We start from the raw sequence: 25,818 nt of genomic DNA on the forward strand, positions 1-25,818 counted from the left end.
GCCGCCGACCACGCCTCCCACCACTCCGCCCACGACTCCTCCCACGACGCCGCCGACCACCCCGCCGACCGGTGACACCTGCCCCACCAAGCCCCGCCCCGCGGGCAAGGTCCTCCAGGGCTACTGGGAGAACTGGGACGGCGCCTCCAACGGCGTGCACCCGGGCATGGGCTGGGTCCCCATCACGGACAGCCGGATCGCCGCGCACGGCTACAACGTCATCAACGCCGCCTTCCCGGTGATCCTCTCCGACGGCACCGTCCTGTGGCAGGACGGCATGGACGCCGGCGTCAAGGTCTCGACCCCCGCCGAGATGTGCCAGGCCAAGGCGGCCGGCGCGACGCTGCTGATGTCGATCGGCGGCGCCGCGGCGGGCATCGACCTCGGCTCCAGCACCGTCGCGGACAAGTTCGTCGCGACCGTCGTCCCGATCCTGAAGAAGTACAACTTCGACGGCATCGACATCGACATCGAGACCGGCCTCTCCGGCAGCGGCAGCATCGGCACGCTGTCCGCCTCCCAGTCCAACCTGATCCGCATCATCGACGGAGTCCTTGCCCAGATGCCCGCGGGCTTCGGTCTGACGATGGCCCCCGAGACCGCGTACGTCACCGGCGGCAGCGTCACCTACGGCTCGATCTGGGGCGCCTACCTGCCGATCATCAAGAAGTACGTGGACAACGGCCGCCTGTGGTGGCTCAACATGCAGTACTACAACGGCAGCATGTACGGCTGCTCCGGTGACTCCTACCAGGCCGGCACCGTCCAGGGCTTCACCAAGCAGACCGAGTGCCTGAACAACGGCCTGACCATCCAGGGCACCACCATCAAGGTGCCCTACGACAAGCAGGTGCCCGGTCTGCCGGCCCAGCCCGGCGCGGGCGGCGGCTACATGGCGCCGAGCCTGGTCAGCCAGTCGTGGGGGGCCTTCGGCGGCGCCCTGAAGGGCCTCATGACCTGGTCGATCAACTGGGACGGCTCGAAGGGCTGGAGCTTCGGCGACAACGCGAAGTCCCTCCAGGGCCGTTGATGCCCCAGTGACACCGCGCTGACGTCGCGCTGACGTCGAGCGGACCGTCCGTTGCGGCAAGGGGTCCCGGGAGCACGTGATGCTCCCGGGACCCCTTCGTCGTCCGGTCGCCCAGGTCGCCGGCGTGGCCCCGGTCCGGGAGGGGGTTCAGTCGACCAGCGCCCGGAGGGCCAGGCCGGTGTACAGCAGGAGCAGCGGGATCGCGAAGCCGCCGAAGACGGCGGGCAGGACCGACTCCGGGCTGCCGATGCCGACGCCGGTGAGCAGTGGGCGGATCCACAGGAAGAGGAGGGTGGCCAGGACGGGGAGGGCGGTCTGGGCGAGGGGGCGCCAGGCCAGGTCGTGCAGCTGGTCCGCTTCCGCCGCGACGGACAGCGGCACCACGAAGCAGACGAAGAACAGGCCGAAGAACAGCAGCAGGAAGAGGCGCATGCCGCCGATCGTCGTGCCGGTGTCGACGTGCTGGGAGAGGTCCGAGGTGCGTACCAGGGGGCCCAGTTGGGGCGCCGACGGGGCCCACAGGACCTGCACCCGGTCGTCGGTGCGGGGCTCCTCGTAGGTGTCGGCGCCCCAGGCGGTGATCCGGCTGCCGTCGGGGAGGGCGAGTTCCAGATCGGAGTCGTAGTGCGTCACCACGCCGTCGGAGTCCTCGACCGCCCCGGCGTCCGTCACCCCGACCACTGTCGCGGTGGACAGCACCGCGCCCGCGTTCTTGAGCGCGCGCACGTCCTCGCCGCCGTCCATCGCGTGCAGGGCGCCCGGGAGCGCGGCCGCGAACGGCAGCAGCAGGAGGACGGCGGCCACTCGCACCCAGACCCAGGGGGTCGCGTCGAAGGTCAGCGGCACCCGGAACCGCAGCGGGCCGGTGTCCTTGGACAGGGAGACCCGGCGGCGCTTGCGCCGGGTCCACACCCGGACGGCCTTGGACGCCCACAGCGCCGCCACCCGCAGCCAGAGCAGACCGATGCCGATCCGGCCGAGGGTGTCGAGCGTGGTCAGCGGCTGGCGGGTCCCGCCGCCCAGGCCGAACGCCCAGACGACCGCGACGGACAGGACCGCCCACGCACCCACCGCACTCACCCGCGCCGTCCAGACCAGCACGTGCCCCACCGCCCCCGATGTCGATCATCCGGGCGGGATCCTCCCACACCGAGGTTTCGGGCCTGCGGTGCGGGGCTGTGCGGTGCGGGGCCGGGCTCCCGGCCCGGGTGAGGGGTGGTCGGTGCCGGTCGGTCAGCGGTTCTCGACGACGACCTTCTCGATCACGACGTCCTGCACCGGCCGGTCGTTGCGGGGGTTGGTCTCCGTGGTGGCGATGGCGTCGACGACCTTGCGGCCGGCGTCGGTGGTGACCTCGCCGAAGATGGTGTGCTTGCCGGTGAGCCAGGTGGTCGCCCCGACGGTGACGAAGAACTGGGAGCCGTTGGTGCCCGGCCCGGCGTTGGCCATCGCGAGCAGGTAGGGCCTGGTGAACGCGAGGTCCGGGTGGAACTCGTCCGCGAACTTGTAGCCGGGCCCGCCGGTGCCGTTGCCCAGCGGGTCGCCGCCCTGGATCATGAAGCCCTCGATGACGCGGTGGAAGACCGTGCCGTCGTAGAGCGGTTCCTTGCTCTTCTGGCCGGTGGCGGGGTCGATCCACTCCCGTTCGCCGGTGGCGAGTTCCACGAAGTTCTTGACGGTCTTGGGGGCGTGTTCCGGGAACAGCCGGATCTCGATGTCGCCCTGGTTGGTCTTCAGTGTCGCGTACAGTTCTTCCGCCATCACAAGTTCCTTGTCGGGTCCGACTGATGGGGCCAGTCTTGCGGCCGGACCGGGGGCCTCGGGGGCGGCGACACGGGATCTCACCCGATCGGGTGGCTTCGGCGGCCCGGGCCCGTCGCGGGTCGGTCAGAGCGGGTGGCCCGCTCCGTCGGTGTTCAGGCTCTGGGTGTTGAACCTGATCTGCCAGACGACCACCCGTCCGTCCGCGAACTCGCAGACGACGGCGCCGTCCTGCCAGATGCCGTCGGTGTCGTACCACTGACTGCCCAGCGGGTCGCCCTGGTTGAGGTGCACGTCGTGGACGCCGAGGCCCGTGGTGAAGCGCTGGCCGAAGACGTAGATCCGGTCGGCGGAGCGGAGCAGGGGCTCCAGCACGTCGAGCGCGTTGTCGCCGTTGCTGGCCACCCACGGGTACACCGCGACGGGGCGGTTCGGCAGCCTGTGGAGCAGCGCCACCAGCCGGTCGGCCACGGTCGGGCCGAACGCCGGCGCGCCGACGGGCTGCTTCTGCAGCAGCGAGACCACCCGCAGTACCAGCCCCCTGAGGGCGCGCAGCCAGTCCGGGTCGCGGAGCAGCGGGCTGCGGGCGTAGTCCAGCGCGCCGGAGGTGGATGAGGACTCGAGTCGCTGGAAGCCGTCGGGGAGCTGGGGGAGGGAGCCCAGGTCGGAGCGGTGCAGGCCGTCCACCAGCCGGTAGGAGACGCCCACGCTGCCGGGCGCGTCGACGTCGAGGGCGGCCTCGAAGGTGCCGGTGGGCGTCGTGAGGGTCAGATGGCCGTGGTACCACTGGCCGAAGTCGTGCGAGGGGTCGCGGGAGAAGTCCTGGAAGGTGCCGACGGCCACGCCGTACAGGGGAAGGGGCATGGCCCAGGTTTGCACGCCGCGGGCGCGTGCGCGCCCAGGCGCGGCCGGGCGCGCGTGGCCTTGCTCCGGGCGTGTCCCTGCCGGGGGCGGTCTGCCCCGAGGACGGTCCGGCCCGGGCACCCCGGAGTGCGGGGCGCCCGGGCCGGACCGACGGGTTCCGACGGGTTCCGGCGAGTTCCGACGGGTTTCGGGCGGTTTCGGGCGGGCTCAGTAGGTGAGGAGGCCCGGGTCGGAGAGGCCGGGGGCGCCGGTCTCGACGTGGCCGGCGAGGCGGCGGACGAAGTCGGCCGTCACGGAGGAGGTGACGGTGACGTCGTACCAGTTGCGGCAGCCGCGCAGGTCCACGGTGTACCCGACGGTCGCGCCCCGGCGGACGGTGACGGTCTGCGGGGCGCCGCCGTAGGCGTTGGCGACGGTGAGCACGGCGTCGGCGCCGGCGGGGTTGGTGAAGGTGAGGTCGAGGTTGCCGGTGGTCGGGTTGTGGCGCGCGGAGACCTCGGGCCCGGCGGTCTTGCCGGGGTTGCGGAAGCGGCGCAGGAAGCCGTTGGGGCCGTGCACGGTGAGGTCCGTGACGCCCTTGGAGTAGGTGGTGTTCCAGGCGTCGGAGATGTTCTTGCCCGCCTCCGCGGTGTAGGTCCACGGACCGTCGGTGCGGTTGGGCGAGGTGACCAGGAACTGCGCGCCGGCCGCCGCCCCGCCGCTGAAGGCCAGGCGGTACTTGCCGGTCGCGATGTCGGCCGAACCGTCCACGTACGGAGCGTACTTGAGCGGACGGGTGGGCTTGCTGCCGGCCTCCTGCTTCGGCATGGTGCCGACGGCGGGCGGGGCGGGTATGTAGTCCGGGTGCCGGTTGGCGTCCTGCGGGCGGTAGCCGGCGGTGGACGGCAGGGCCGCGGGCGCCGGGTTGGAGGCGGTGAAGTCGAAGGCGGTGGTCAGGTCGCCGCAGATCGCGCGCCGCCAGGGCGAGATGTTGGGCTCCAGCACGCCGAAGCGGCGCTCCATGAAGCGGATGATCGAGGTGTGGTCGAAGGTCTCCGAGCAGGTGTAGCCGCCGGTGCTCCAGGGCGAGACGACCAGCATCGGCACCCGCTGGCCCAGGCCGTAGGCGCCGGCGCCGTAGCCGATGCCGCCGCCGTAGTAGTCCGCGCCGGTGGCGACGGTCGACAGGCCCTGGGAGGCGGAGGAGGGCGGGAACGGCGGCACCACGTGGTCGAAGAAGCCGTCGTTCTCGTCGTAGGTGATGAACAGCGCCGTCCGGGCCCAGACATCGGGGTTGGAGGTGAGCGCGTCCAGGACCTGCGAGATGTACCAGGCGCCGTAGTTGGCGGGCCAGTTGGGGTGCTCGGTGAACGCCTCGGGGGCGGCGATCCAGGAGATCTTCGGGAGCGTGCCGGCCTGCACGTCGCGTCGCAGGAGGTCGAACAGGCCGTCGCCCGCCTTGACGTTGGTGCCGGTGCGGGCCTTGTCGTACAGCGGGCTGCCGGGCTTGGCGTTGCGGTAGTTGTTGAAGTACAGCAGTGAGTTGTCGCCGTAGTTGCCGCGGTAGGGGTCGTTGATCCAGCCCCAGGAGCCGGCCGCGTCCAGGCCGTCGCCGATGTCCTGGTAGATCTTCCAGGAGACGCCGGCCTGCTCCAGCCGCTCGGGGTAGGTGGTCCAGCCGTACCCGGCCTCCTGGTTGCCGAGCACCGGGCCGCCGCCGGTGCCGTCGTTGCCGGTGTGGCCCGTCCACATGTAGTAGCGGTTCGGGTCGGTGGAGCCGATGAACGAGCAGTGGTAGGCGTCGCAGAGGGTGAACGCGTCGGCGAGCGCGTAGTGGAACGGGATGTCCTGGCGGGTCAGATAGGCCATCGTGGTGGCCGTCTTGGCCGGCACCCACTGGTCGTACTTGGCGTTGTTGAACGCCTTGTGGCCGCCGGCCCAGTCGTGGTTGAGGTCCTGGACGAACTGCATGCCCAGGTTGTTCACCTGTGGGCGGAACGGGAGGATCTCCTTGCGGGCGGAGTCCGTCTGGTACCAGACCGGCTTTCCGCTCGGCAGGGTGACCGGGCGCGGGTCGCCGAAGCCGCGCACGCCCTTCATCGCGCCGAAGTAGTGGTCGAACGAACGGTTCTCCTGCATCAGCACGACGATGTGCTCGACGTCCTGGAGAGTCCCGGTGGCGCCGGCCGGGGCGATCGCGGCGGCACGCGCGATGCTCTGCGACAACGACGAGAACGCGGCGGTGGCGCCCGCCAGTTGGAGGAAACGGCGCCGGTTCGGCTCAGCCATGGGTGGGAGACCTCTGCCTGTCATGGGGGGTGGAGGAACGGTGCCTGAAGAGGACAGCGGCTACGGGGTACGTCCGGGCCGACCACCGGTGTCCGGTTGCTGTACGTCAGAAGAACGCCTCGACTTGTATGGACATCCTGTGGCGCCCCCGGGGGAGTGCGGCAGGGGTCGTGCGTCACCTGTGGCGGGCGTCACAGTACGGCCGTGCGACCGTGCGGCCCCCGGGGGGCGGGTGCGCGGCGGACCTGCGGTGCTGCGGTTCTGTGAGAGGGTCGGCCCATGGAACAGCGCGTTTTGGGACGAACCGGCCGATCTGTCGCGGTCGTGGGACTCGGCACCTGGCAGCTCGGTGCCGACTGGGGCGACGTCCGGGAGGAGGACGCCCTGGCGGTGCTGGACGCCTCGGTCGAGGCCGGCGTCACCCTCTTCGACACCGCCGACGTCTACGGGGACGGCCGCAGCGAGCAGCTGATCGGCCGCTACCTGAAGGGCCGTCCGGATGCGGAGGTGTTCGTCGCCACCAAGTTCGGCCGCCGGGCCGAGCAGCGACCGGAGCACTACAATCTCGCCAACTTCCGGACCTGGTCGGACCGTTCGCGGAGCAATCTGGGCGTCGACCGGCTCGACCTGGTGCAGCTGCACTGTCCGCCGACGCCGGTGTACTCCAGTGACGAGGTGTACGACGCGCTCGACACCCTGGTCGCGGAGCAGCGCATCGCCGCGTACGGGGTCAGTGTGGAGACCTGTGCCGAGGCACTGACCGCGATCGCCCGCCCGGGGGTGGCCAGTGTGCAGATCATCCTCAACGCGTTCCGGCTGAAGCCGCTGGAGGAGGTGCTGCCGGCGGCCGCCGCGGCCGGGGTCGGCATCCTGGCCCGAGTGCCGCTGGCCTCCGGCCTCCTGTCGGGCCGGTACACCGCGCAGACCCGGTTCGCCGCGGACGACCACCGGACCTACAACCGCCACGGCGAGGCCTTCGACCAGGGCGAGACCTTCTCCGGCGTCGACTTCGCGACCGGCGTCGAGGCGGCCGCCGCGTTCGCCGGGCTCGCTCCCGCCGGTGCGACGGCGGCGCAGACGGCCCTGCGCTGGGTCGTCCAGCAGCCGGGCGTCACCGCCGTCATCCCCGGCGCCCGCAACCCCGCGCAGGCGGCCGCCAACGCGGCCGCCGCCGGGCTCCCGTCACTGCCGGACGGCACGCTGGCCGCCGTCCGCGAGCTCTACGACGCGCGGATCCGCCCGCTGGTGCACGACCGCTGGTAGGTGCGTGACAGTCGGATGCGGCGGACGGCCAGGTGGCCGTCCGCCGCGTCTTCTGATGCCCGGATCCTGCCGGATTTCTGTGCCCGGATCCTGGCGGTTTTCGGCGCCCGGATTTTCGGCGCTGTCACCCTTGAGGCGCAAAACAGTCGTTTGACTGGAGTTAACCTGTCATTTGGTAATTAGACTGATTTGCATGCTGTCTGATCATCGCGCACTCCTTGGCTCGGTCACCGCCACGCTGCGCGCGGCGGGGCTCCCGCTGGCCGACGCGGTGCTCGGGACCGGTGGTGCCACGGTCTCCGACGGGGTCCACGGCGTGATCGTCTCCTGGCAGGCCGCGACCCGGGGTGCGGCGTCCGACCCGTCCGGCGCGGCCGGGGCCGACGGCGCCCGTCTGCAGGGTGGTGCCGCTGTCCGCTCGGGGCACTTCCAGGCCACTCTTCGCGTCGCCGCACTGCTGGCCGAGGTCGGCTTCCACAGCGAGCACCTCGGCGACCGCGTCCTGGTCAGCGGCCGCAACGCGGGCTGACCGGCCGCTCCGGGGCGCTTTCCGGGCGGGGTGCTTCCTGGTGCTGCACGGGCCTGCCCGGCCCGGGCCCGCTTCCTTCGGCGATCAGGATGTTTGCGATCCGGACCGGCGGTCCGTATCTTCCTGGAATGAAACGGACCGCTGGTCCGGATCGCCTCGGAGGGAGACGTCTGTGACACCCATGCCCGAAAGCGCCGGCCTCGCCGCGGGGAGCGCCCGATGACCGCCGCTGCGACCGCCGCCACCCTGGTCGTCGGCGCCACCGGGACCACCGGCAGCCGGACCGTCGCCCGACTGGTCGCGGCCGGTCGCCCCGTCAGGGCCGCCTCCCGTGGCGCCACCCCGCTTCCCGGTGCGGAACCGGTGCGCTTCGACTGGTACGACCGCGCCACCTTCGCCGAGGCCCTCGTCGGCTGCGACCGCGTCTACCTCGTGCCCCCGGTGGGAGAGCCGGACCCGGCGCCGGTCATGCTGCCGTTCCTGCGCCTGGCCCGGGCGGCGGGCCTGCGCCGCGCCGTCCTGCTGAGCTCCTCGGCCGTACCCAGGGGCGGACCGGCGGTGGGCGCGGTGCACGAGGCGCTGCCCGGGCTGTTCGCGGAGTGGGCCGTGCTGCGCCCGTCCTGGTTCATGCAGAACTTCACCGGCGCGCACCCGCATGCCGAGAGCATCCGCGGCGAGGGCGCCGTCCGGACCGCGACCGGCGGCGGCCGGGTCGGCTTCGTGGACGCCGAGGACATCGCCGCCGTGGCCGCGCACGCCCTCACCGACGACCCGGCGCCCAATCGCGAGCTGGTGCTGACCGGCCCAGAGGCCCTCGGTTACGACGACATCGCCCGGATCGCCGGGGAGGTTCTGGGTCGTCCCGTCGTGCACCGGTGCCTGACGCCGGAGGAGCTGACCGCCGCCCTGGCGGAGCGGATGCCGGCCCGGTTCGCCGCGCTGCTGGCGGACCTGGACCGCGCCATCGCCGGAGGTGCCGAGGACCGCACCACCGACACCGTCCTGCGCGTCACCGGCCGTCCGCCGAAGGGCTTTCGGGAGGTCGCCGAAAGGGAATTGACGACTCGTCAAATTGCTGCCCCGTGAGCCTGTTGGCGCGTGGGTTCGTGGGTTCGTGGGTCTATTGGTCCGTGAACGGGTGAAGTGCTGGGCCCGGCCCTCCCTTCGGGGGAGGCCGGGCCCCGTGCTGTTCCGGGCGGGGCGCCGGAGTGCGGGGGTCGAGGAGATGGTGCGCGCACCCTTGACGGTGTAAGTAATGTTCCTTAACTTAATGCCCGCGCCGCCTCCTCCTCCGCTCCGTCCCCCACCTCATGGAGCCACCCGTGTCCACAGGCTTCACCCGAAGAATCGGCCTCTTCCAGGCCACCACGATCAACATGAGCCAGATGTGCGGGATCGGCCCGTTCGTCACCATCCCGCTGATGGTCGGTGCTTTCGGCGGTCCGCAGGCCGTCGTCGGCTGGATCGCGGGCGCGCTGCTCGCGCTCGCCGACGGCCTGGTCTGGGCCGAACTCGGCGCCTCGCTCCCCGGCGCCGGCGGTACCTACGTCTACCTGCGCGAAGCCTTCCAGTACCGCAGCGGGCGGCTGATGCCGTTCCTGTTCGTGTGGACGGCGATGCTGTTCATCCCGCTGATCATGTCGACCGGCGTCCAGGGCCTGGTGCAGTACCTCGCCTACTTGTGGCCGGGCATGACGACCGGCCAGGGCGACATCGTCGGCGTCGCCGTCCTCGCCCTGGTGGTGCTGCTGCTGTGGCGCAAGGTCGAGAACATCGGCCGGGCCACCGTCGTGCTCTGGGGCGTGATGATCGTCTCGGTCGGTGCGGTGATCCTCGCCTCCTTCACCGACTTCCACCCGTCGATGGCCTTCACCTGGCCCGCCCACGCGATCGAGCTGACCCACGGCCAGTTCTGGATCGGCTTCGCCGCCGGTCTGACCATCGGGATCTACGACTACCTCGGCTACAACACCGCCTCCTACCTCGGAGCCGAGATCAAGAACCCGGGCCGGGTCATGCCGCGCGCGATCATCCTCTCGATCGTCGCCATCATGGGCATCTACCTGCTGATGCAGATCGGCGTCCTCGGCGTGATCCACTGGCAGGACATGCTCGACCCCGACAGCGTCGCCTCCACCTCGGTCGCCTCCGCAGTCCTGGAGCAGACCTGGGGCAAGGGCGCCGCCGACACGGTGACCGTGCTCATCCTGATCACCGCCTTCGCCTCCGTCTGCGCCGGTCTGCTCGGCGGCTCCCGCGTCCCCTACGACGCGGCCCGCGACGGGATGTTCTTCCGCGCCTTCGGCAGGCTCCACCCCGAGCACGGGTTCCCGGTCGTCGGCCTGCTCTCCATGGGCGCGATCACCGCCGGCGGCTTCCTGTTCGCCCGGCACATCGGCAACGTCGCCGCACACCCGCCGCTGACCGTCCTGATCACCCTGCTCACCAGCGTCATGGTGATCGTGCAGGCGCTCGCCCAGATCGCCGCCGTGATCGTGCTCCGCAAGCGGCAGCCCGACCTGGCCCGCCCGTACCGGATGCTGCTGTACCCGCTGCCGGCCGTCGTCGCCGCGATCGGCTGGACGGTCATCTACGGCTACGCGGACAAGGCCAACCCCGGTGTTCACCCCGTCGAATGGTCGCTGGCCTGGGTCGCCCTCGGCTGCGTCGCCTTCCTGATCTGGTCCAGGGCCGAGGGCGCCTGGCCGTTCGGCCCCAAGGAGATCCGCGAGGAGTTCCTGGCGGACCGGGCCACCGAGGCGGAAGCCGCGCGGGCCGGGTAGCCGCCCGGACCGTTCCCCCCGACCGCCGGGCGGCGGGTGGGCGGCGCCGCACCGCCTCCCGCCCGCCGTCCGGCCACCACCCGGCCACCACCCGAGGACGCTCTCTTGACCACCGACCCCGCCGTCCGCCCGGACCCCGTCCCGCGCGCCCACCCGCGCTCCTGCCCCGACGGAGCCGTCATCGGCATCGACTTCGGCGGCACCAAGACGGAGGTCGCGCTCGCCGACTCCACCGGCACCCCCGTGCGGCGGATCCGCTTCGCCACCCGGCCCGAGCAGGGGCCCGACCGGGTCCTCGCCCGTGCCGGTGCGGCGGCCCGCGAACTCACCGAGCACGCCCGGTCCGTGCTCGGCCTGCCGGTGGTCGCCCACGCCGCGGTCAGCCCGGGCGTCATCCGGCCGGACCGGATCCTGCTGACCCCGAACCTGCCCGGCTGGGAGACCCTCGCCCTCGCCGACCGCCTGGCGCTCGAACTCGGCGTGGACAGCGTCGCGGTGGCCAACGACGTCCGTGCCGGGGCCCTCGCGGAGCTGCGCCGGGGCGCCCTGCGCGGCGCCGACCCCGGCGTCTACCTCAGCCTCGGCACCGGCGTCGCCGCCGCGCTCACCGTCGGTGGCCGGGTGCTCGACGGCGCGCACCAGGCGGCCGGCGAGATCGCCTACCTGGACCCCGGCCGGTCGCCCGGCGTGTCCGGCCCGCCCGCCGCCGCCTTCGCCGACGGGCACGCGCCGCTGGAGGAACTGGTCGGCGGCAAGGCCCTCGGCGAGCGCAGCGCCGCCGCACTGGGCGAGGAACTCACCGCCGACCGCCTGTTCACCAGCCCCGACCCGGCTGCCCGGCGGATCGCCCGGGAGGCGCTCGACACGCTCGCGACGGCCGTCGCCAACATCGCGGTGCTGCTGGACCCGGAGCGGGTCGTGGTCGGCGGCGGCATGATGGCCGCCGGAGCGGTGATCCTGCCCGCCCTCACCGAGCGACTGGACCGCGCCGTCCCCTTCCCGCCGGCCGTCCTCCCGGCACACTTCACCGCCGACGCCTCCCTCCACGGGGCGATCACCCTGGCCCTCGACCACCGGTGCGTCTCCGCGGGTTGTTGAGGCCGGACCGGAACGGGAGCCGGGGTGGGTGCACCGACGGCGGCCGGACTCCGTGCCCCCGGCCGGACGCCGCCGGCCCCGGTCCGGGCCGGTGGGCAGAGGAGGAAGGGCTCGGGAGCACCGTCCCCGGTCAGGGCGGCTCCGGTCAGGACGGCATCGGTCAGGACGGCTCCGGGGCGGGAGCCGCGGCGGGTTCGGTCGCGTAGCGGTGCATCAGCCGGAGCTGCGCCTCGGGTGTCACGGCCTCGCTGCCGGCGTGGAGGTCCCGCAGCTCCCGGAAGTACCGGACGTACGGGTCGGGGGTGAAGGTGCTGAGCATGACGGCCGGTTCGCCGCGGACGTTGGCGAAGGTGTGCGGTGCTCCCGGCGGGACGACGACCAGGGTGCCCGCGACCGCGTCGTGCTCCTCGGCCCCGACGGTGAACCGCACCGAGCCGGAGACGATGTAGAAGCCCTCGTCGTGCCCGGCGTGGCGGTGCTGCGGCGGGCCCGGTGTGTGCGGGGCGATGACGGACTCGGCGATGCCCAGGCGGTGTCCGGTGGTGCCGCCGTCCTCCAGGATCCGCATCCGGGTGGTGCCGAGCAGGACGGTCTCGCCCTCGCCCGGGCCGACCACGGACACGGTGGGGGCGGTGGGGGCGGCCGTTGTTGCGGCAGGCGCGGCAGGCGCGGCAGGGTCGGTGCCGGACGGGCCGGTGTTCGGTGTTTCGGTCATGCCTCGATTCCACCGCCGGGGCGGGCCGTCCGTCCAAGACCCGTTCTGTGGCGGCCGATACCGCGCGGGTATCGTTGCGGGTATGGAGCTGCGGACGCTGCGCTATTTCGTCGCGGTCGGCGAGGAACTCCACTTCGGCCGGGCCGCGGCCAGGCTGCACATGAGCCAGCCGCCGCTGAGCCGTGCGATCCGGCAGTTGGAGAGCGAGCTCGGAGCCGTCCTGCTGAACCGCTCGGCCACCGGGACCACGCTCACCCCGGCCGGGGAGGCCCTGCTGACGGAAGCGCGGGAACTGCTCGACCGGGCCGAGCGGGCCCGCGCCCGGGTCACCGCGGCCGCCGGCCCGGCGTCGCTGACCGTCGGCATCCTGGCCGACAGCTCCGACCTGGGGGTGAACCGGCTGGCCGCCGCCTACCGGCAGAGGTTCCCCGAGGTGGAGGTCCGCGTCCGCGAGGCCGACCTGACCGACCCGACCTGCGGGCTGCGCGCCGGCCTGGTCGATGTCGCGCTGACCCGCGGCCCGTTCGAGGAGACCGGCCTGGCCGTGCGCGAACTGCGGGCCGACCCGGTGGGGGCGGTGCTGCGCGCCGACGATCCACTGGCCGGTCGTGCGCGGCTGCGGCTGGCCGACCTGGCCGACCGGCGGTGGTTCCAGTTCCCGGAGGGCACCGATCCGCTCTGGCAGGCGTACTGGAACGGCGGTGAGCGACGGCAGGGTCCGGTCGTCCGCGCCGTCCAGGAGTGCCGGCACGCGGTGCTCTGGAACGGCACGGTCGGGATGGCCCCGCTCGGGCACGAGCCGCCCGCCGGACTGGCCGTCGTGCCGGTGGCCGACATGCCGCCGAGCCAGGTGGTGGCGGTCTGGAACACGGGGGACCCGAATCCGCTGGTCCGCTCCTTCGTGCGCACCGCCGCCGCCGTGTACGGGGCCTGACCGTCCGTCGGCGGGCGGTCGTCCAGCGGCTCGGCAGGTCCTCGACGGTTCGTCCGAGGGCCGTCGACGGTTCGTCGGCGGGCTCTCGACAGTTCGTCGGAGGGTCGGAGTTCCGGATTACCGGATTGTTGAATTCTGTTGCACCGGCGAATCGGTGACGGATCGTCATGCTCCCGGTGCGGAACGTTCCGGGGCCGAACGGGGTAGCGGTAAAGGACTTCCAAAGGAGATGTGACATGTGCCATGGTACTGATCACCGCTCCCCACCGGTCACGACGGAGCCCTGTCAAGGCACCGTCGCCCTTTGGTCCTCACCCCCACCGGTCGCGTCCCCAACGCGACCGAACCATGGCCCGGAGGCCCCCACGTGAGAACCGCACGTCTGTCGCACCTTCGGCAGTTGGCAAGACTATTGACGCTCGCGCTCTCCCTGGTCCTGACGATCGGCCTGTTCGCCCCACTCGGGCAGGCCGCACCCGTCGCCACGTCCCCTGTCGCCGTACCGCCGGCCACCCGGGACGCCGCAGGAGCCCACACGGCTCCCTCCGACGAGCTCCCGCCGCCCGGCGTCGAGCAGGTCGAACAGTCCGACAACGCCGCCGCGGTACCCGCCGAGCACAACGGGGCCCTCAGCTCCGCCGACATCGGGCCCCGCCACGACTTCGCCCCCTGGCGCACCCAGCAGCCGGCGGCCAAGCCGTCCGGCCGGGGCGCGGCCACCGGTGAGGTGACCGCCGAGGACTCGGGCGAGGCGGTGGCGTGCAACCCGACCGACTTCGGGCGGACCGGCGCGGAACTGATCAAGCTCATCAAGTCCGTGGACATGAACTGCGTCGACAGCCTGTTCCGGATCGAACCCCGCTACGCGGCCGCGGCCTTCCGCGAGTCCCAGATGCTCACGGTCACCGACGCGGTGCGCGCGGCCGCCGTCGCCTACCAGGGCAACAACAGCGGCTCGATCCAGCAGCTGATGTACTACCTGCAGGCCGGCTACGCCGTGCAGTGGGTCAACAAGGCAGTGGTCGGCAGCTACGACCGGCTCCCGGCCGCGATCTACACCGGCGTGCAGGCCTTCTTCGCCAACCCGCACGCGCTGGAGGCCACCGCCGAGAACGCCGGCCCGCTGATGAACGCCGCCACGCTGGCCGACGTCCCCCGCGAGCCGCTCGCCTACCTGCCGATCGTCAAGCGCCTGCTCACCGCCTACAACGGCGGCGCGTGGGACAAGAACAACCTGATGTGGTCGCTCAACCCGGCGTTCCTGGTGCTCTACCGGGGCGTCCGGAGCGAGGACCCGGCGTTCCGCGCGGCGCTCCAGGCCGACCCGGCCCTGATCGACGCGGTGGCCGCCTTCGCCAACCGGGCCCTCGTGCACGCCGGCGGCCCCTACGACCCGGTGCTCACCAACTCGGTCAAGGAGTTGAGCCGGTTCATGTCCTTCCCCGAGTTCCGGCCCAGGGTGCGGCCGTACCTCCAGGCGCTCACCGCGAAGTTCGAGGTCACCGGCCCCACCCGGAACCAGCGCGCGGAGGCCGCGATCGGCGTGCGCAGCTACGACAAGGAGAACTGCGCCCTCTACGGCACCTGCCAGGACGCGGAGCGCTTCAGGACCGCCTACCTGACCAACATCAAGCAGTGCAGCCCGAGCATCCGCATCCTCGCCGAGGCCATGACCCAGGCCCAGCTGGACGCCACCTGCACCAGCCTCAACGGCCAGGACGCCTACTTCCACGCCGTGGCACGGGACAGCGGCCCGGTCGCGGACGACCTCAACAGCACCATCGAGGTCATCGTCTTCGACGACTCGCCCGAGTACAAGGCGCTCTCCCCGGTGATGTTCGACAACGCCACCGACAACGGCGGCATGTACCTGGAGGGTGACCCGGCCAAGGCCGGCAACCAGGCGCGGTTCGTCGCCTACGAGAAGTCCTGGGCGCGCCCCGACTTCGAGGTCTGGAACCTCAACCACGAGTACACCCACTACCTCGACGCCCGCTTCAACATGTACGGCAAGTTCGAGCTGGCCGACCCCACCCCCGTGGTGTGGTGGACCGAGGGCTTCGCCGAGGTCGTCGCCGACTCCTACGTCAACGTCGTGAACACCAAGGCCATCGAGCAGGCCGCCCGGCACACCTACCGGCTGAGCGACCTCTTCGACACCTACTACGGCGACGAGGACCGGACCTACCGCTGGGGCTACCTCGCCGTCCGTTACATGCTGGAGCGCCACCGGCCCGACGTGGACACCCTGCTCGCCCTGTACCGCAAGGGCGACTGGGCCGGCTCCCGCACCCTCCTCAAGTCGACCATCGGCACCCGCTACGACGCCGACTTCGACGCCTGGCTGACCTCCTGCGCAGGCGGCGAGTGCAAGAACACCCCGAGCTTCCCCAGGCTCACCGAGTGCGCGGGCGGTGACCTCCGCAAGCTCGACCGCAACTGCGGCCGGAGCAACCTGGCGGCGACCACCGGCAACTACGCGCACTTCTACCTCTCGGTGCCGGCGGGCACCCGCCAGATCCGGGTCACCACCAGCGGCGGCACCGGCAACGGCGAGCTCTACTACAACCCGTACGGCTGGGCCTACACCAACGCGTACAGCACCCGCTCGGCGGGCCCGGACAACTCCGAGTCCCTCACCATCACCAACCCCCCGGCGGGCTACGTCTTCTTCAGCCTGTACGCCCAGCAGGGCTTCAGCGGGGTGAGCGTCACCAGCGAGTTCTGATCCCGTCCCGGCCGGGCGCCCCGCGCGCCCCGGTACGGACCCAGTTCGGACCCAGTACGGACCCAGTACGGACCCAGTACGGAACCGCCCCGGCAGCCGGCCGGGGCGGTTCCGTCCGGTTCGGCGGCGTCGGTTTCGGTGTCGGCGTCCTGGTGGTCCTGGTGGTCCTGGTGGAGGTCGTCGTGGTGATGGTGGTGGGCCGGGCCGGTGCTCAGCCGTCGATCCGGTGCTCCCGCCAGAACGGGGCGAGGTCGACGGGGGACAGCCCCTGGGCGGCGGCCTTGAACGCGGCGGTGGTCGAGACGCCGTACCAGTGGGCGCGGGCGTAGTCGCGCAACAGGGCGGCCATCCTGTCCTCGCCCAGCAGTCGGCGCAGCTCGTGCAGGGCGCAGGAGCCGTGGTCGTAGACGACCGCCTCGTACCGGTCGGGGTGCGCGTCCCAGTGGCTCATGGGCGAGGTCAGCCGCTCGTCCTCGGACGCCCAGCGCGCGGCCGCCGCGCAGTCCTCGTCGGCCCCGCCGAGGACGAGGTCGGTGGCGTACTCGCTGAAGGACTCGTCCAGCCAGGGCGCGCGGTACTGGTCGTCGCCGACGATGCCGTACCACCACTGGTGCGCCAGCTCGTGGACCAGCGCCGAGGGCTTGACCCGGTCGAGGACGAAGCCCGGGTACTCCATGCCGCTGAACCAGAAGGCGTTGTCGAGGACGACGGCCAACTCGCCGTACGGGTAGGCGCCGAAGCGGGCGGAGTGCGCGTCGATCGCCCCGCTCGCGACGTCCAGCATCCGGCGCGCGTCCTCGGCGGTGACGTCGGGGGTCGCGAACACGCCGATCCGTACGCCGTCCGCCGACCGGCCCGTGAGCCGGGTGAACGGACCGGCCGCCCAGGCGAAGTCACGGACCCGGCGGGCGGTGACGGTGGTGAGGGTCCGGCCCGGACCGCCGGGCGCCTCCACGGCGCTGCCGGTGGCGGGGACCAGCAGGCCGGAGGGGTGGTCCAGGGTGACCGAGTAGTCGGCCGCGAGGGAGTAGAAGGACTCGCCGTTGCCGGTGTACGGATCGAGGTGCCAGCCGTCGCCGTCCAGGACGGCGAGCGTCGGCAGGGCGTTGCCGAGGATGTTGTACGCGCCGTCGCGCCCGAAGCGGTCGAGGCCCTCCGGGACGTCGATGGACAGCTCGAAGTCCAGGGTGCCGGACTCGCCCTGCCGCAGCGGCCGGGGCAGTGGCACCCGCAGCGTGGTGCAGTCCGCCGTGGCCGTGCCCGTGGCCGTGCCCGCGATACCCGTCAGCCTGACGGCGGGCGCCGCGCCCCCGCCGCGGGCGTTCCCCCAGAGCCGCAGGTACACGGCGGACAACGGTTCCGGCGCGACCTGGGTGAAGCTCACCCGCTGGCGCCCCCGCCAGGCGGCACCGGTCGCGTCGCTGCGCAGCGCCACGGTGTGGGTGACGGCCGCCGGGGTCCGCGAGTCGTCGCCGGGCTTGCGGGACCCGGTGGGGTGGCGGCCGGGCGGGGCGGCGGCCACCACCGACAGGAGCACGGCGAGCACGGTGATCACGGTGAGGATCGCTGGGACGGCGTTCAGGGCGGGCGGGCCGTGGCGGCGTCGCATCGGTCCTCGTGGCTCCTGTCGGTGGCGGTCTGTCGGTGGCGGCCGGTGGGGCAGGTCGGGCGGGGGAGGTCAGGCGGGTCGGGCGGTGCCGCGGTGGCGGGCCAGGACCCGCTGGACGGCGCGGTCGACGGCGGGCAGCGAGGCGGCGAGGTCGGTGTAGACCACCTCCTCCACCTCCGCCACCGTGTGCAGCCCCTGGACCAGGAAGGTGTACTCCCGGCCGCGTTCGAGCAGCAGCACGATGGGCTTGCCGAAGGCGCTGGCCCAGCCGATCTCGATGTGCGTGCCGGGGGAGGCCGGCGAACCGGGCAGGGCGACGAAGAGCTCCGCCTTGCGGATCTCCTCCTGGTCGAGCGCGGTGCACTGCTCGGGGCGCATCAGTTCGGCGCCCCAGGCCTCCCGGCGGTGGGCGTTGTGGACGGCGACGCCCTGCGACTCGAAGTGCTTGATCAGCAGATCGAAGGGCTCCCGGGCGCCCGGCGGCATCTCGCCGGTCTCCGGGTCGAGCAGCTGGATGAACGGCCCGGCCAGGAACAGGGTCCGCGGCGGGGTGGCGAGGTGGGTGGTCATGGGCGCTCAGTCCTTGAGGAAGCACTGGATGTAGGCGTCACCGCTGGTGCCGTGGGTGTACTCGGTGGTGTCGTACGCGGTGTAGGGGTGGCGCTCGACCCGGATCGAGCGGAAGTGCGGGGTGTACTGCCAGCGCAGCTCGGGCTTGGTGCTGAAGAAGGGGATGAACACCCCGCCGGGGCGCAGCACCCGGACCACCTCGGGCATGGTGCGGGCCCACAGCTCGGCGTCGGTCCACACCTCCATGTCCAGGGCCGGGTCGAAGAACATCCCGTCGATGCTCTCCGAGGGCAGCTCGAAGACGCGCCGGAAGAAGTCCCCGCGCTCGACGGTGAGGTTCTCGGGGACCTGGGGGTGCTGGGCGCGGAAGAGGTCCTCGACCTCGTCGAAGAGTTCCAGCACGGTGTGGCGGCGGGTGGCCGGGTTCTGCGCGATCCGCAGGGCGGACAGGCCGAGGCCGAGCCCGACCTCGTAGAAGTCCTGGCCGTACTCGCAGAGCAGGTCGGCGCTCGCCCACATGAGGTCGCGCTCCCAGGCCTGCATGGCCTGCTCTCCGCCGATGCTGAGGGTCACCTCGCCGTTCTGCTCGATGAGCTGGATGTCGGGCTTGGCGCCGGGCTTGGTGCTGGTGGGGGTGCTGGTCATGGCAGTGGTGTCCTCGGGGTGTGCGGTCGGGGTGGCGGGTCAGCCGGGCAGGACGCCGAAGTGGCGCCGGGCCGTGGAGACGGCGAGGTCCTGGACGGCGAAGACGGTGAAGTAGTAGGCCTGCGGGGCGGTGGCCGGGTCGAAGCGGACGCGGAACCCGACGTCCGTCGGCCGGCCGCCGACGGCGCGGACCTTGGCGTGCTCGGGCTCGACCGTGACGTCCGCGCGCAGGTAGCTCGGGACGAACAGGCCGAGCCGGACCGGGCCGGTGCGGGCGGCGGTGAGTTCGGCGCGCACCTCCAGGACGCCGCCCTGCGGCACCTCGTCGGCGCTGTGGGCGAGCAGCGAGGGCGCCTCCGGCAGCCGGAAGGTGACGTCCCCGCAGCGCATGCAGACGGCGCAGACGGTGTCGAGGATCTGCGGCAGCAGGCCGCGCCGGGTGAACTCCTGGGCCGGGCGCCCGCAGTGGCAGGCGACCTCGCGCACCTCGGGGTCCAGCGAACTGCGGTCGCCGAAGTGCGCCGGGTAGTTCATCAGCTCGTCCTCGGGGTCCGCCGCGACCTGCCCGGCCAACACATGGTCGAGCGACTGCAGGTCGGCGGTGAGCGAGGCCCGGATCTCGGCGGCGGACTGGTCGGCGAGATGGGTGGGCCGGGCCACCCAGAGGTCCACCTTCCGGGCCAGCTTGGTCAGCCGGGGCCGCAGGGCGTGGTTGTGCGGCAGGAGTTCGGAACCGAGCAGCGCGTTCAGTCGACGGCCGACGGTGAGCAGCAGCGGGTCCGGCCGGTGGTCGGCCGGCTCGGGAGCGGGCGTGGTGGCGTCGGGCAGGCCGAACCGCAGGAACGCCGGGTACGGGTGCGAACCGGCCAGGCTGGCGTTGAGAGTGTCCACGGTGTCGCCGCCGGTGAGGGCCGCGCGCATCCAGGCGACGTTCTCGGGCCGGTCGGAGTCGTGCACCGAGACGGCGGCGACCACGGTGCGGGCCGGGCCGTCCAGCGCGTTGAGCAGCAGCTGGTACTTCGGGTCGTACAGCGCGAGGTCGGCCAGCGGGCCGCTGTTGCAGGCGCTGAGCACCACCTCGACGGCCGGCACCCGGTGCAGCGGGACGAGCTTGTCCTCGGGCTTGTAGCAGGGCAGCCCGTAGGAGCAGCGCGGGCCGAGCAGCCCGGGCCGGGCCTCGGCGGCCGGGCTGAGGCCGCAGATGGTGAACTCGCCCAGATTGACGCTGTCGTCCTTGCCGTGGCCCTGGAAGGCGACCTTGCGCCAGTGGGTACCGAGGATCGCGGCCTGGATGTCGACCCGCTCGAAGTCCCGGTCGTCGTGGACCTGGACGCCGGGCAGGTGCGGCGGCCGGTCGGTGTCGGTGAACAGCCCGACGGCCCCGATCGCGGCCGCCGGACGGGCGTACTGCTTGGCGACGCTCCAGGCGAGCGAGGCGGCGTCGCGCCCGCTCAGCAGGGTCAGGGCGTGGGTGGGGCTGCGGTAGGTGGCGAACAGCAGGGAGCGCACCGGGTCGAGGGTGAGGTGGTCGTAGCAGCCGACCAGCAGCAGGCTGCCGGGGCGGTCGCGGAGGAAGGTGGCGGTGTCGGCGAGCTGTTCCTCGGGCAGCCACTCGGTGGCCAGCGGTCCGGCCAGCTCGGCGAGGCCGTCCGGGAGCCGGTCGGCGCCGAGGACGATGCCGAGGTCGAGCGGCCGGGGGCGGTGGAGGGCGTCGTACAGCTGCTCGGCGAGGTCCAGGCTCTGCGCCAGGTCCGTGCGGCCGTCGACCGGGACCGGCACCCCGACTACCCCGACGGTGCCCGGGGCGAGTGCGGGGGAGGCGTTCGGGTCGGCGTCCGAGGCGGCCAGGAACTCCTTGACGGCCGAGGGGAATTGGGCGAGCTTGACGGGCCGGAACAGCGGGCCTTCGGGCTTCATCGTCGGTGACCTCGTGGGCGGGAGGGGAGTGGTGGGTGGCACCGGAGCGGCGGGTGACACCGTCCGGCGGGTGGTGCCGGGGCCTGCGCCGGCCCTGGAAGGGGTGCGGGTAGGGGGACGGGGACGGGGCGTCCGGTCATGCGGCGTACTCCGCGGCGGTCGCGGTCGCGGTGCCCCGGTCGAGCAGCGGGCGGACGGCGAAGGCCAGGACGGCGGCGCCCAGCGCGACGGCGAAGGCGACGGCGAACACCCCGCGTGCGCCGAGCGGTTCCACCAGCAGCCCGCCGGCCTGCTGGCCCACCGCGTCGCCGAGCACGGTGGCCAGCGAGGCCCAGGTGAAGGCCTCCGCCAGCGAGCCGTTCGGTGCCACCGAGCCGACCAGGGTCATCTCGACGGCCGACACCAGCGCGATCGGCGCGCCGCCGACGGCCAGGGCGAGGGCGAGCAGTGGCTGCGAGCCGGCCGCCAGGGTCAGGCCCGTCCCCAGCGCGTAGGCCAGCACCAGTCGCGGGAAGCGCACCGCCGCCGGGACGTCGGACTGCGAGCGCCCGAGCCAGATCGCGCCCAGCGCGCTGCCGACGCCCCAGCAGGCGTAGACGAGGCCGGTGCCGCCGGGGGAGCCGTGCGCCACCACGAAGGCGGGGATGCCGAGGGTGAGCAGCCCGATCGGCACGGCGCTGGCCGCCATGACGGCGGTGAGCGCCAGCATCGCCGGGTTGTGCAGCGGCCCGAGCAGGTCGCGCCGCTCGGTGCCGGGGTCGGGGTCCGTCCCCGGCGGGAGCCGGACCAGGGCCAGCCCCAGCGCACCGGCGCCGCCGAGCGCGGCCACGGCGGTGACGGCCAGTGCGGCCGATCCGGTCAGCATCAGGGCGGCCAGCATCAGCGGTGCCCCGATCACCAGGACCTCGGTGAGGATCGCCTCCCAGAGGTAGGCGGTGTCCCGCTCGCTGTCGGCGAGCGGCAGCCGCGCCCAGAGCGAGCGCATACAGGCGTTGGCCGGCGGCAGGGCGATCCCGGCGGCGGTGGCGGCGGCCAGCTGTCCCCAGGAGCCGGGCCGGGTGCTCCAGGCCAGCGCGGCGAGCGCCGCCGGGTAGCACAGACCGGTGGCGAGCAGCACGGGCCGCCGCCCGGCGCGGTCCAGCCGCCGGGCGACCAGTGGCCCGCCGACCGCCATCCCGGCGGTGTAGAGCGCGCTGGTCAGGCCCGCCTGGGCGAAGCTGCCGCCCTGCTCACGGACCACCAGCACGGTGGCCAGCGACATCAGGTAGACCGGCAGCCGGCAGACCAGGCTCCACCCCGCCACCGCGGGCACGTGCGGGCGGCGCAGCAGCGTGCCGAAGCGCTGGGCCAGGGTGTCCCGGTCCGGGCCGGAGGTGCTCACCTGGTTCAACGGGCTCCTTCCCGGGCGGGGGTCTGGTCGATGACGGGGGCCGGATCGATCACGGGGGTCTGGTCGATGACGAGGACCGGGTCGACCACGGGGGCCAGGTCGATCACGAAGGCGCCGAGCACGTCGCGCATCCGCCGCTCCACCTCCTCGATCGAGGCCCCGACCACGTGGACGTACCCCGAGGCGTTGTGCGAGGCGCGCCGGGCGGAGACGGTGTCGCCGACCCCGACCTTGAGAACGGCGTCGACCACCCCGGGGACACGCAGCAGCTCCTCCGCCGGGGTGATCCGGCGGACCGTCCCGGAGCCCGGCAGTGGCAGCAGGAGGTCGCCCGCACACCGTCTCTGACGATAGCTCAGCTCCGGTGCGAGCCCCCGGTAGACGTCCAGGGTGGCCCCGAAGACGTCGAAGCCGTACGCGTGCCCGTGGTTGGCCGGGATCTCGCAGCCGGCCAGCCGCAGCCCGATCTCGCCGGCGTACAGCTCGCCGTCGACGAGGAAGAACTCCATGTGCGCGTAGCCGTGGTCGATGTCCATGCCGGTGACGACGGTCTGCAGCAGCGCCCGCAGGTCCACCGGCGGCGCCTCGTCGGTGCCCACGCTGATGTTGGCGTTCATCGCCCCGTCGACGATGTCCAGCGGACGGCAGGGCATCGCGCTCGGCCAGGCGTCCAGGACCTCGCCCCGGTGGATGACCGCGCAGACCTCCCACTCGGTACCGCCGAGGAACTGCTCCACCATCCAGTCCCGGGCGGTGAGGTCGAGGCCGGACAGCGCCTCGGGGCCGTCCAGCCGGTGGGTGTCCACGCAGGCGAAGGAGTCCACCGGCTTGAGCACCAGCGGCCAGCCGTGCTCGGCGGCGAAGGCCGTGATCCCGGCGGCCTCCCGGACCCGGGCGAACGCGGCGGTGCGCAGGCCGAGTTCGCGGAAGCGGCGCTTCATCGCGGCCTTGTCGCGCACCCAGGCCACCTGCTGCTCGGTCAGGTGCGGCAGCCCGGCGAGGGCGGCGAAGCGCTGGGCGAGCGCCTGCCGCGGCTCGGACGGGTTGCAGAACCGCTCGGGCGCGACGGGGAGTTCGGCGGCCGCCCAGGCGCGGTAGCGCTCCGCCTCCCGCTCCAGCGGCTCACCGGCCCGCACCCAGAAGGCGGGCAGATGGGCGGTGCGGCGCAGATGGTCCTCGGAGAGGTCGGCGCGCAGCTCCTCGAAGCGCAGCAGCACGAGGTGCTCGGGGAGCGTGCGGGCCGCGTACCGGGTGAAGGTGGACGGCCGGTCGTCCACCATGAGCAGCACCGGGCCGGTGCCGCTCACACCGCCTCCAGCACGCGCCGGATCGTCTTGACCGCGGCCGCCTGCTCGGCCTCCGGCAGTTCGGGGGAGAGCGGCAGGCACAGGGTGCGGTCCAGCAGGTCGCGGGTGCGGGCGAAGCCGTCCCGGCTGAGCTGGAGCGGCCCCTCGGGGGCGTGGTTCCAGGGGAAGCCGTCGGCGTAGAGCGAGCGGCGGCCGGTGAGCACCGGGTGCTCGGGCAGCAGGTACTTGCCGAGCGTCCAGTGCGCGATGCCCTCGGCGGTGAGGGCCGCCACGGCGGCGTCCCGCAGCTCCCGGGACTCGCAGCGCAGGCGCATGCTCACCTTGACGTCGCCGCGGGCCCGCGGCAGCGGCCGGATGTCGGTGCGGCCGGGCAGCTCGGCCAGGGCGAGCGTGTACATCCGCTCCAGCCCGGCCAGCACCTCGTCCAGGTGCCGGAACTGCTGGCACTGGACGGCCGCGACCTCCTCGCTGGTGACGAAGTTCTCGCCGTAGTGGGCGTCCTGGTCCCAGGTCGGGTAGTGGCCGGGCACCCGCGCCGAACCGTGGTCGTGGTAGCAGCGCATGGTGGCCCCGGCCCGCTCGTCGCCCGTGACCACCAGGCCGCCCTCCCCGGAGGTCAGCACCTTGTTGTGGTGGAAGCTGAACACTCCGGCGTAGCCCGCCGTGCCGACCTCCCGGCCGTCCGGGAACCGCCCGCCGAGGGTCTGCGCGCAGTCCTCGATCAGGTAGGGCACGCCCTCCGGCAGGGTGGCCACCGAGCCCTCCATGTGGGCCACGATCACCCGCTGGGCGTCCGGCGGCAGCAGGGTCCGGTCCAGGGCGAGCGACTCGTCGGCGTCGACCAGCACCGGGACCAGCCCGCAGGACAGCACCGCTCCGGCCACGGCGACGAAGGTGACGGCCGGGATGTACACCGGGTCGCCGATCGAGGGGCGGGTGGAGATCAGCGCCAGCCGCAGCGCCTCCGTGCAGTTGTGCACGGCCAGCGTGTGGGCGACGCCGAGCCGCTCGCCCACACGGCGCTCCAGCCGGGAGGCCATGCTCTCCTGCTCGGTCTGGTAGCGGAACAGCACCTGGTGGTCGATCACCTCCTTGAGCTCCGCCATGTCGGACCAGTCGAGGTAGTTGGCGCCGTAGGGGAGGAAGCGCTGGCCTTGCCGCTGGTGGAGGGTCATCGGGCGTCCGTCTCCGTGATCGGGTGCGTCGTCGCGTCGACGAGCAGCTGCTGGCCGCGGAAGTTGTGCAGCAGCAGGCCGCCGTCGGGCGTCTCGGTGAAGGAGGGGCGGGAGACCGGGATCTTGCCGATCTTCGTGGTGAGCACGTACTGCGGGACGCCGAACCCGGTGATGTGGCCCTGGAGGCCCTCCATGATCTCCCAGCCCTTCTCGACGGAAGTCATGAAGTGCGCGACACCGGTGACGTTGTCGCAGTGGTACAGGTAGTACGGGCGGACCCGGATGCGCAGCAGTTCGGTCATCAGCCGGCGCATGGTCGGGACGTCGTCGTTGATCCCGCGCAGCAGCACGGTCTGGTTGCCGACCGGGATGCCGTGGCGCAGCAGCCGGTCCACGGCGGCGGCCGACTCCGGGGTGATCTCCTTGGGGTGGTTGAAGTGGGTGTTCAGCCACACCGGGTGGTAGCGGGAGAGCATCGTGCAGAGCTCCTCGGTGATCCGCTGCGGCAGCAGCACCGGGAAGCGCGAGCCGATCCGGATGATCTCCACGCTGGGGATGGCGCGCAGCCCGGCGACGATCTCCTCCAGTCGGCCGTCCTGGTAGGAGAGCGGGTCGCCGCCGGTGAGCAGCACGTCCCGGATCTCCGGGTGCTCGGCGATGTAGCGGAGGTCCTCGTCGTAGGCGCCGCCCTCGTCGTCCCGGAAGTAGCTGCCCTGGAGGTCGGTGGTGTGGAACTTGCGGGTGCAGTGCCGGCAGTAGACCGGGCAGGCCTCGGTGACGAGCAGGATCACCCGGTCCGGGTACTTGTGCACCACCCGGTTGGTGCGCCGGTAGAGGGTGTCCCCGACCGGGTCGACCTCGGCGCCGGGGAACTCCAGCAGCTCCTCGGCGGCGGGCACGGCCTGCTGGCGGACCGGGCAGCTCGGGTCGTCCGGGTCCATCAGCGAGGCGTAGTACGGGGTGATGCTCCAGCGGTAGCGGCCGGCCACCCCGGCGATGGCCCGCTCCTCGTCCTCGGTGAGGTTGATCCACTCCCGGGCCTTCTCGAGGGTGTTGACGCGCTTGCGCATGTGCCAGCGCCAGTCGTCCCACTCGGCCCGGTCCGGGGCGGGCCTGGCCGGGGGCGGTCCGGTGGTGTCTTCGCGGTCGGTGGGGGCGGCGTGGGACATGGCGTGGCTCCTCGCGAGGGGGGACGTCGGCCGACGGCGGTGGGCGCGGCGACTGCGGCGACT

At 72.7% G+C, this 25,818-nt stretch carries 21 protein-coding genes; 8 read left to right on the forward strand and 13 right to left on the reverse strand.

Annotation, left to right across the window (positions count from 1 at the left end):
- The coding region (locus ADK60_RS26990; RefSeq protein ID WP_053649405.1) for a chitinase at positions 1-1,030 on the forward strand (1,030 nt) is incomplete at its 5' end.
- A 147-nt stretch (positions 1,031-1,177) separates the two neighbouring features.
- Here ADK60_RS26990 and ADK60_RS26995 read toward each other — a convergent pair.
- The 4 genes from ADK60_RS26995 to ADK60_RS27010 form a co-directional block, all read right to left on the reverse strand.
- Positions 1,178-2,131 (reverse strand): hypothetical protein, encoded by a 954-nt coding sequence (locus ADK60_RS26995; protein ID WP_159400601.1) that lies wholly within the window; start codon positions 2,129-2,131, stop codon positions 1,178-1,180.
- A 132-nt stretch (positions 2,132-2,263) separates the two neighbouring features.
- Entirely contained in the window at positions 2,264-2,791 is a 528-nt protein-coding gene (locus ADK60_RS27000) for a peptidylprolyl isomerase (RefSeq protein ID WP_045943670.1), read from the reverse strand.
- Positions 2,792-2,917: 126 nt separating this feature from the next.
- The gene (locus ADK60_RS27005; protein WP_045943673.1) at positions 2,918-3,655 is read right to left on the reverse strand and encodes a DUF2278 family protein; all 738 of its coding nucleotides are present in this window, start codon (positions 3,653-3,655) and stop codon (positions 2,918-2,920) included.
- A gap of 207 nt (positions 3,656-3,862) precedes the next feature.
- A complete protein-coding gene (locus tag ADK60_RS27010) occupies positions 3,863-5,923 on the reverse strand; it encodes a phosphocholine-specific phospholipase C (RefSeq protein ID WP_053649409.1) in 2,061 nt (686 codons plus the stop codon).
- A gap of 279 nt (positions 5,924-6,202) precedes the next feature.
- Here ADK60_RS27010 and ADK60_RS27015 point away from each other — a divergent pair, with 279 nt between their 5' ends.
- The 5 genes from ADK60_RS27015 to ADK60_RS27035 all read left to right on the forward strand — a co-directional run bounded on the left by ADK60_RS27015 (position 6,203) and on the right by ADK60_RS27035 (position 11,596).
- The gene (locus tag ADK60_RS27015) at positions 6,203-7,186 is read left to right on the forward strand and encodes an aldo/keto reductase (protein WP_053649411.1); all 984 of its coding nucleotides are present in this window, start codon (positions 6,203-6,205) and stop codon (positions 7,184-7,186) included.
- A 193-nt stretch (positions 7,187-7,379) separates the two neighbouring features.
- Positions 7,380-7,715, forward strand: coding sequence for a hypothetical protein (locus ADK60_RS43855; RefSeq protein WP_053649412.1), 336 nt, complete (start codon positions 7,380-7,382; stop codon positions 7,713-7,715).
- Between the two features lie 219 nt (positions 7,716-7,934).
- On the forward strand, positions 7,935-8,801 hold the full coding sequence (locus ADK60_RS27025) for an NAD(P)H-binding protein (RefSeq protein WP_053649413.1): 867 nt from the start codon (positions 7,935-7,937) through the stop codon (positions 8,799-8,801).
- Between the two features lie 224 nt (positions 8,802-9,025).
- A complete protein-coding gene (locus ADK60_RS27030; RefSeq protein WP_053649414.1) occupies positions 9,026-10,498 on the forward strand; it encodes an APC family permease in 1,473 nt (490 codons plus the stop codon).
- Between the two features lie 105 nt (positions 10,499-10,603).
- Positions 10,604-11,596: an ROK family protein gene (locus ADK60_RS27035; RefSeq protein ID WP_079008708.1), complete on the forward strand. Its 993-nt coding sequence runs from the start codon at positions 10,604-10,606 to the stop codon at positions 11,594-11,596.
- A gap of 160 nt (positions 11,597-11,756) precedes the next feature.
- Here ADK60_RS27035 and ADK60_RS27040 read toward each other — a convergent pair whose 3' ends face one another.
- A complete protein-coding gene (locus ADK60_RS27040) occupies positions 11,757-12,311 on the reverse strand; it encodes a cupin domain-containing protein (RefSeq protein WP_079008709.1) in 555 nt (184 codons plus the stop codon).
- An 82-nt stretch (positions 12,312-12,393) separates the two neighbouring features.
- Here ADK60_RS27040 and ADK60_RS27045 point away from each other — a divergent pair, with 82 nt between their 5' ends.
- Positions 12,394-13,245, forward strand: coding sequence for a LysR family transcriptional regulator (locus ADK60_RS27045; protein WP_053649416.1), 852 nt, complete (start codon positions 12,394-12,396; stop codon positions 13,243-13,245).
- Positions 13,246-13,612: 367 nt separating this feature from the next.
- A complete protein-coding gene (locus ADK60_RS27050; RefSeq protein ID WP_063783275.1) occupies positions 13,613-15,973 on the forward strand; it encodes a M9 family metallopeptidase in 2,361 nt (786 codons plus the stop codon).
- Positions 15,974-16,184: 211 nt separating this feature from the next.
- Here ADK60_RS27050 and ADK60_RS27055 read toward each other — a convergent pair whose 3' ends face one another.
- From ADK60_RS27055 to blsG, 8 genes are all read right to left on the reverse strand, one after another.
- Positions 16,185-17,582, reverse strand: coding sequence for a M1 family metallopeptidase (locus ADK60_RS27055; RefSeq protein ID WP_079008711.1), 1,398 nt, complete (start codon positions 17,580-17,582; stop codon positions 16,185-16,187).
- 69 nt (positions 17,583-17,651) lie between these two features.
- Positions 17,652-18,152 (reverse strand): TIR domain-containing protein, encoded by a 501-nt coding sequence (locus tag ADK60_RS27060; RefSeq protein WP_045943658.1) that lies wholly within the window; start codon positions 18,150-18,152, stop codon positions 17,652-17,654.
- A gap of 6 nt (positions 18,153-18,158) precedes the next feature.
- On the reverse strand, positions 18,159-18,797 hold the full coding sequence (locus tag ADK60_RS27065) for a class I SAM-dependent methyltransferase (RefSeq protein ID WP_053649420.1): 639 nt from the start codon (positions 18,795-18,797) through the stop codon (positions 18,159-18,161).
- 39 nt (positions 18,798-18,836) lie between these two features.
- Entirely contained in the window at positions 18,837-20,714 is a 1,878-nt protein-coding gene (locus ADK60_RS27070) for a hypothetical protein (protein WP_053649422.1), read from the reverse strand.
- Between the two features lie 136 nt (positions 20,715-20,850).
- Complete coding sequence (locus tag ADK60_RS27075; RefSeq protein WP_053649472.1) at positions 20,851-22,095, reverse strand: MFS transporter; 1,245 nt, start codon at positions 22,093-22,095, stop codon at positions 20,851-20,853.
- 5 nt (positions 22,096-22,100) lie between these two features.
- A complete protein-coding gene (locus ADK60_RS27080; RefSeq protein ID WP_234371264.1) occupies positions 22,101-23,411 on the reverse strand; it encodes an ATP-grasp domain-containing protein in 1,311 nt (436 codons plus the stop codon).
- Positions 23,408-24,586 (reverse strand): DegT/DnrJ/EryC1/StrS family aminotransferase, encoded by a 1,179-nt coding sequence (locus tag ADK60_RS27085; protein WP_053649424.1) that lies wholly within the window; start codon positions 24,584-24,586, stop codon positions 23,408-23,410. The genes ADK60_RS27080 and ADK60_RS27085 overlap by 4 nt, the downstream gene beginning before the upstream one ends.
- Complete coding sequence (gene blsG, locus ADK60_RS27090; RefSeq protein WP_052709570.1) at positions 24,583-25,755, reverse strand: arginine 2,3-aminomutase; 1,173 nt, start codon at positions 25,753-25,755, stop codon at positions 24,583-24,585. Before blsG ends, ADK60_RS27085 begins: the two co-directional genes overlap by 4 nt.
- Positions 25,756-25,818: the final 63 nt, after the last annotated feature.

Source organism: Streptomyces sp. XY431 (genome assembly GCF_001279805.1).
GTDB lineage: Bacteria > Actinomycetota > Actinomycetes > Streptomycetales > Streptomycetaceae > Kitasatospora > Kitasatospora purpeofusca.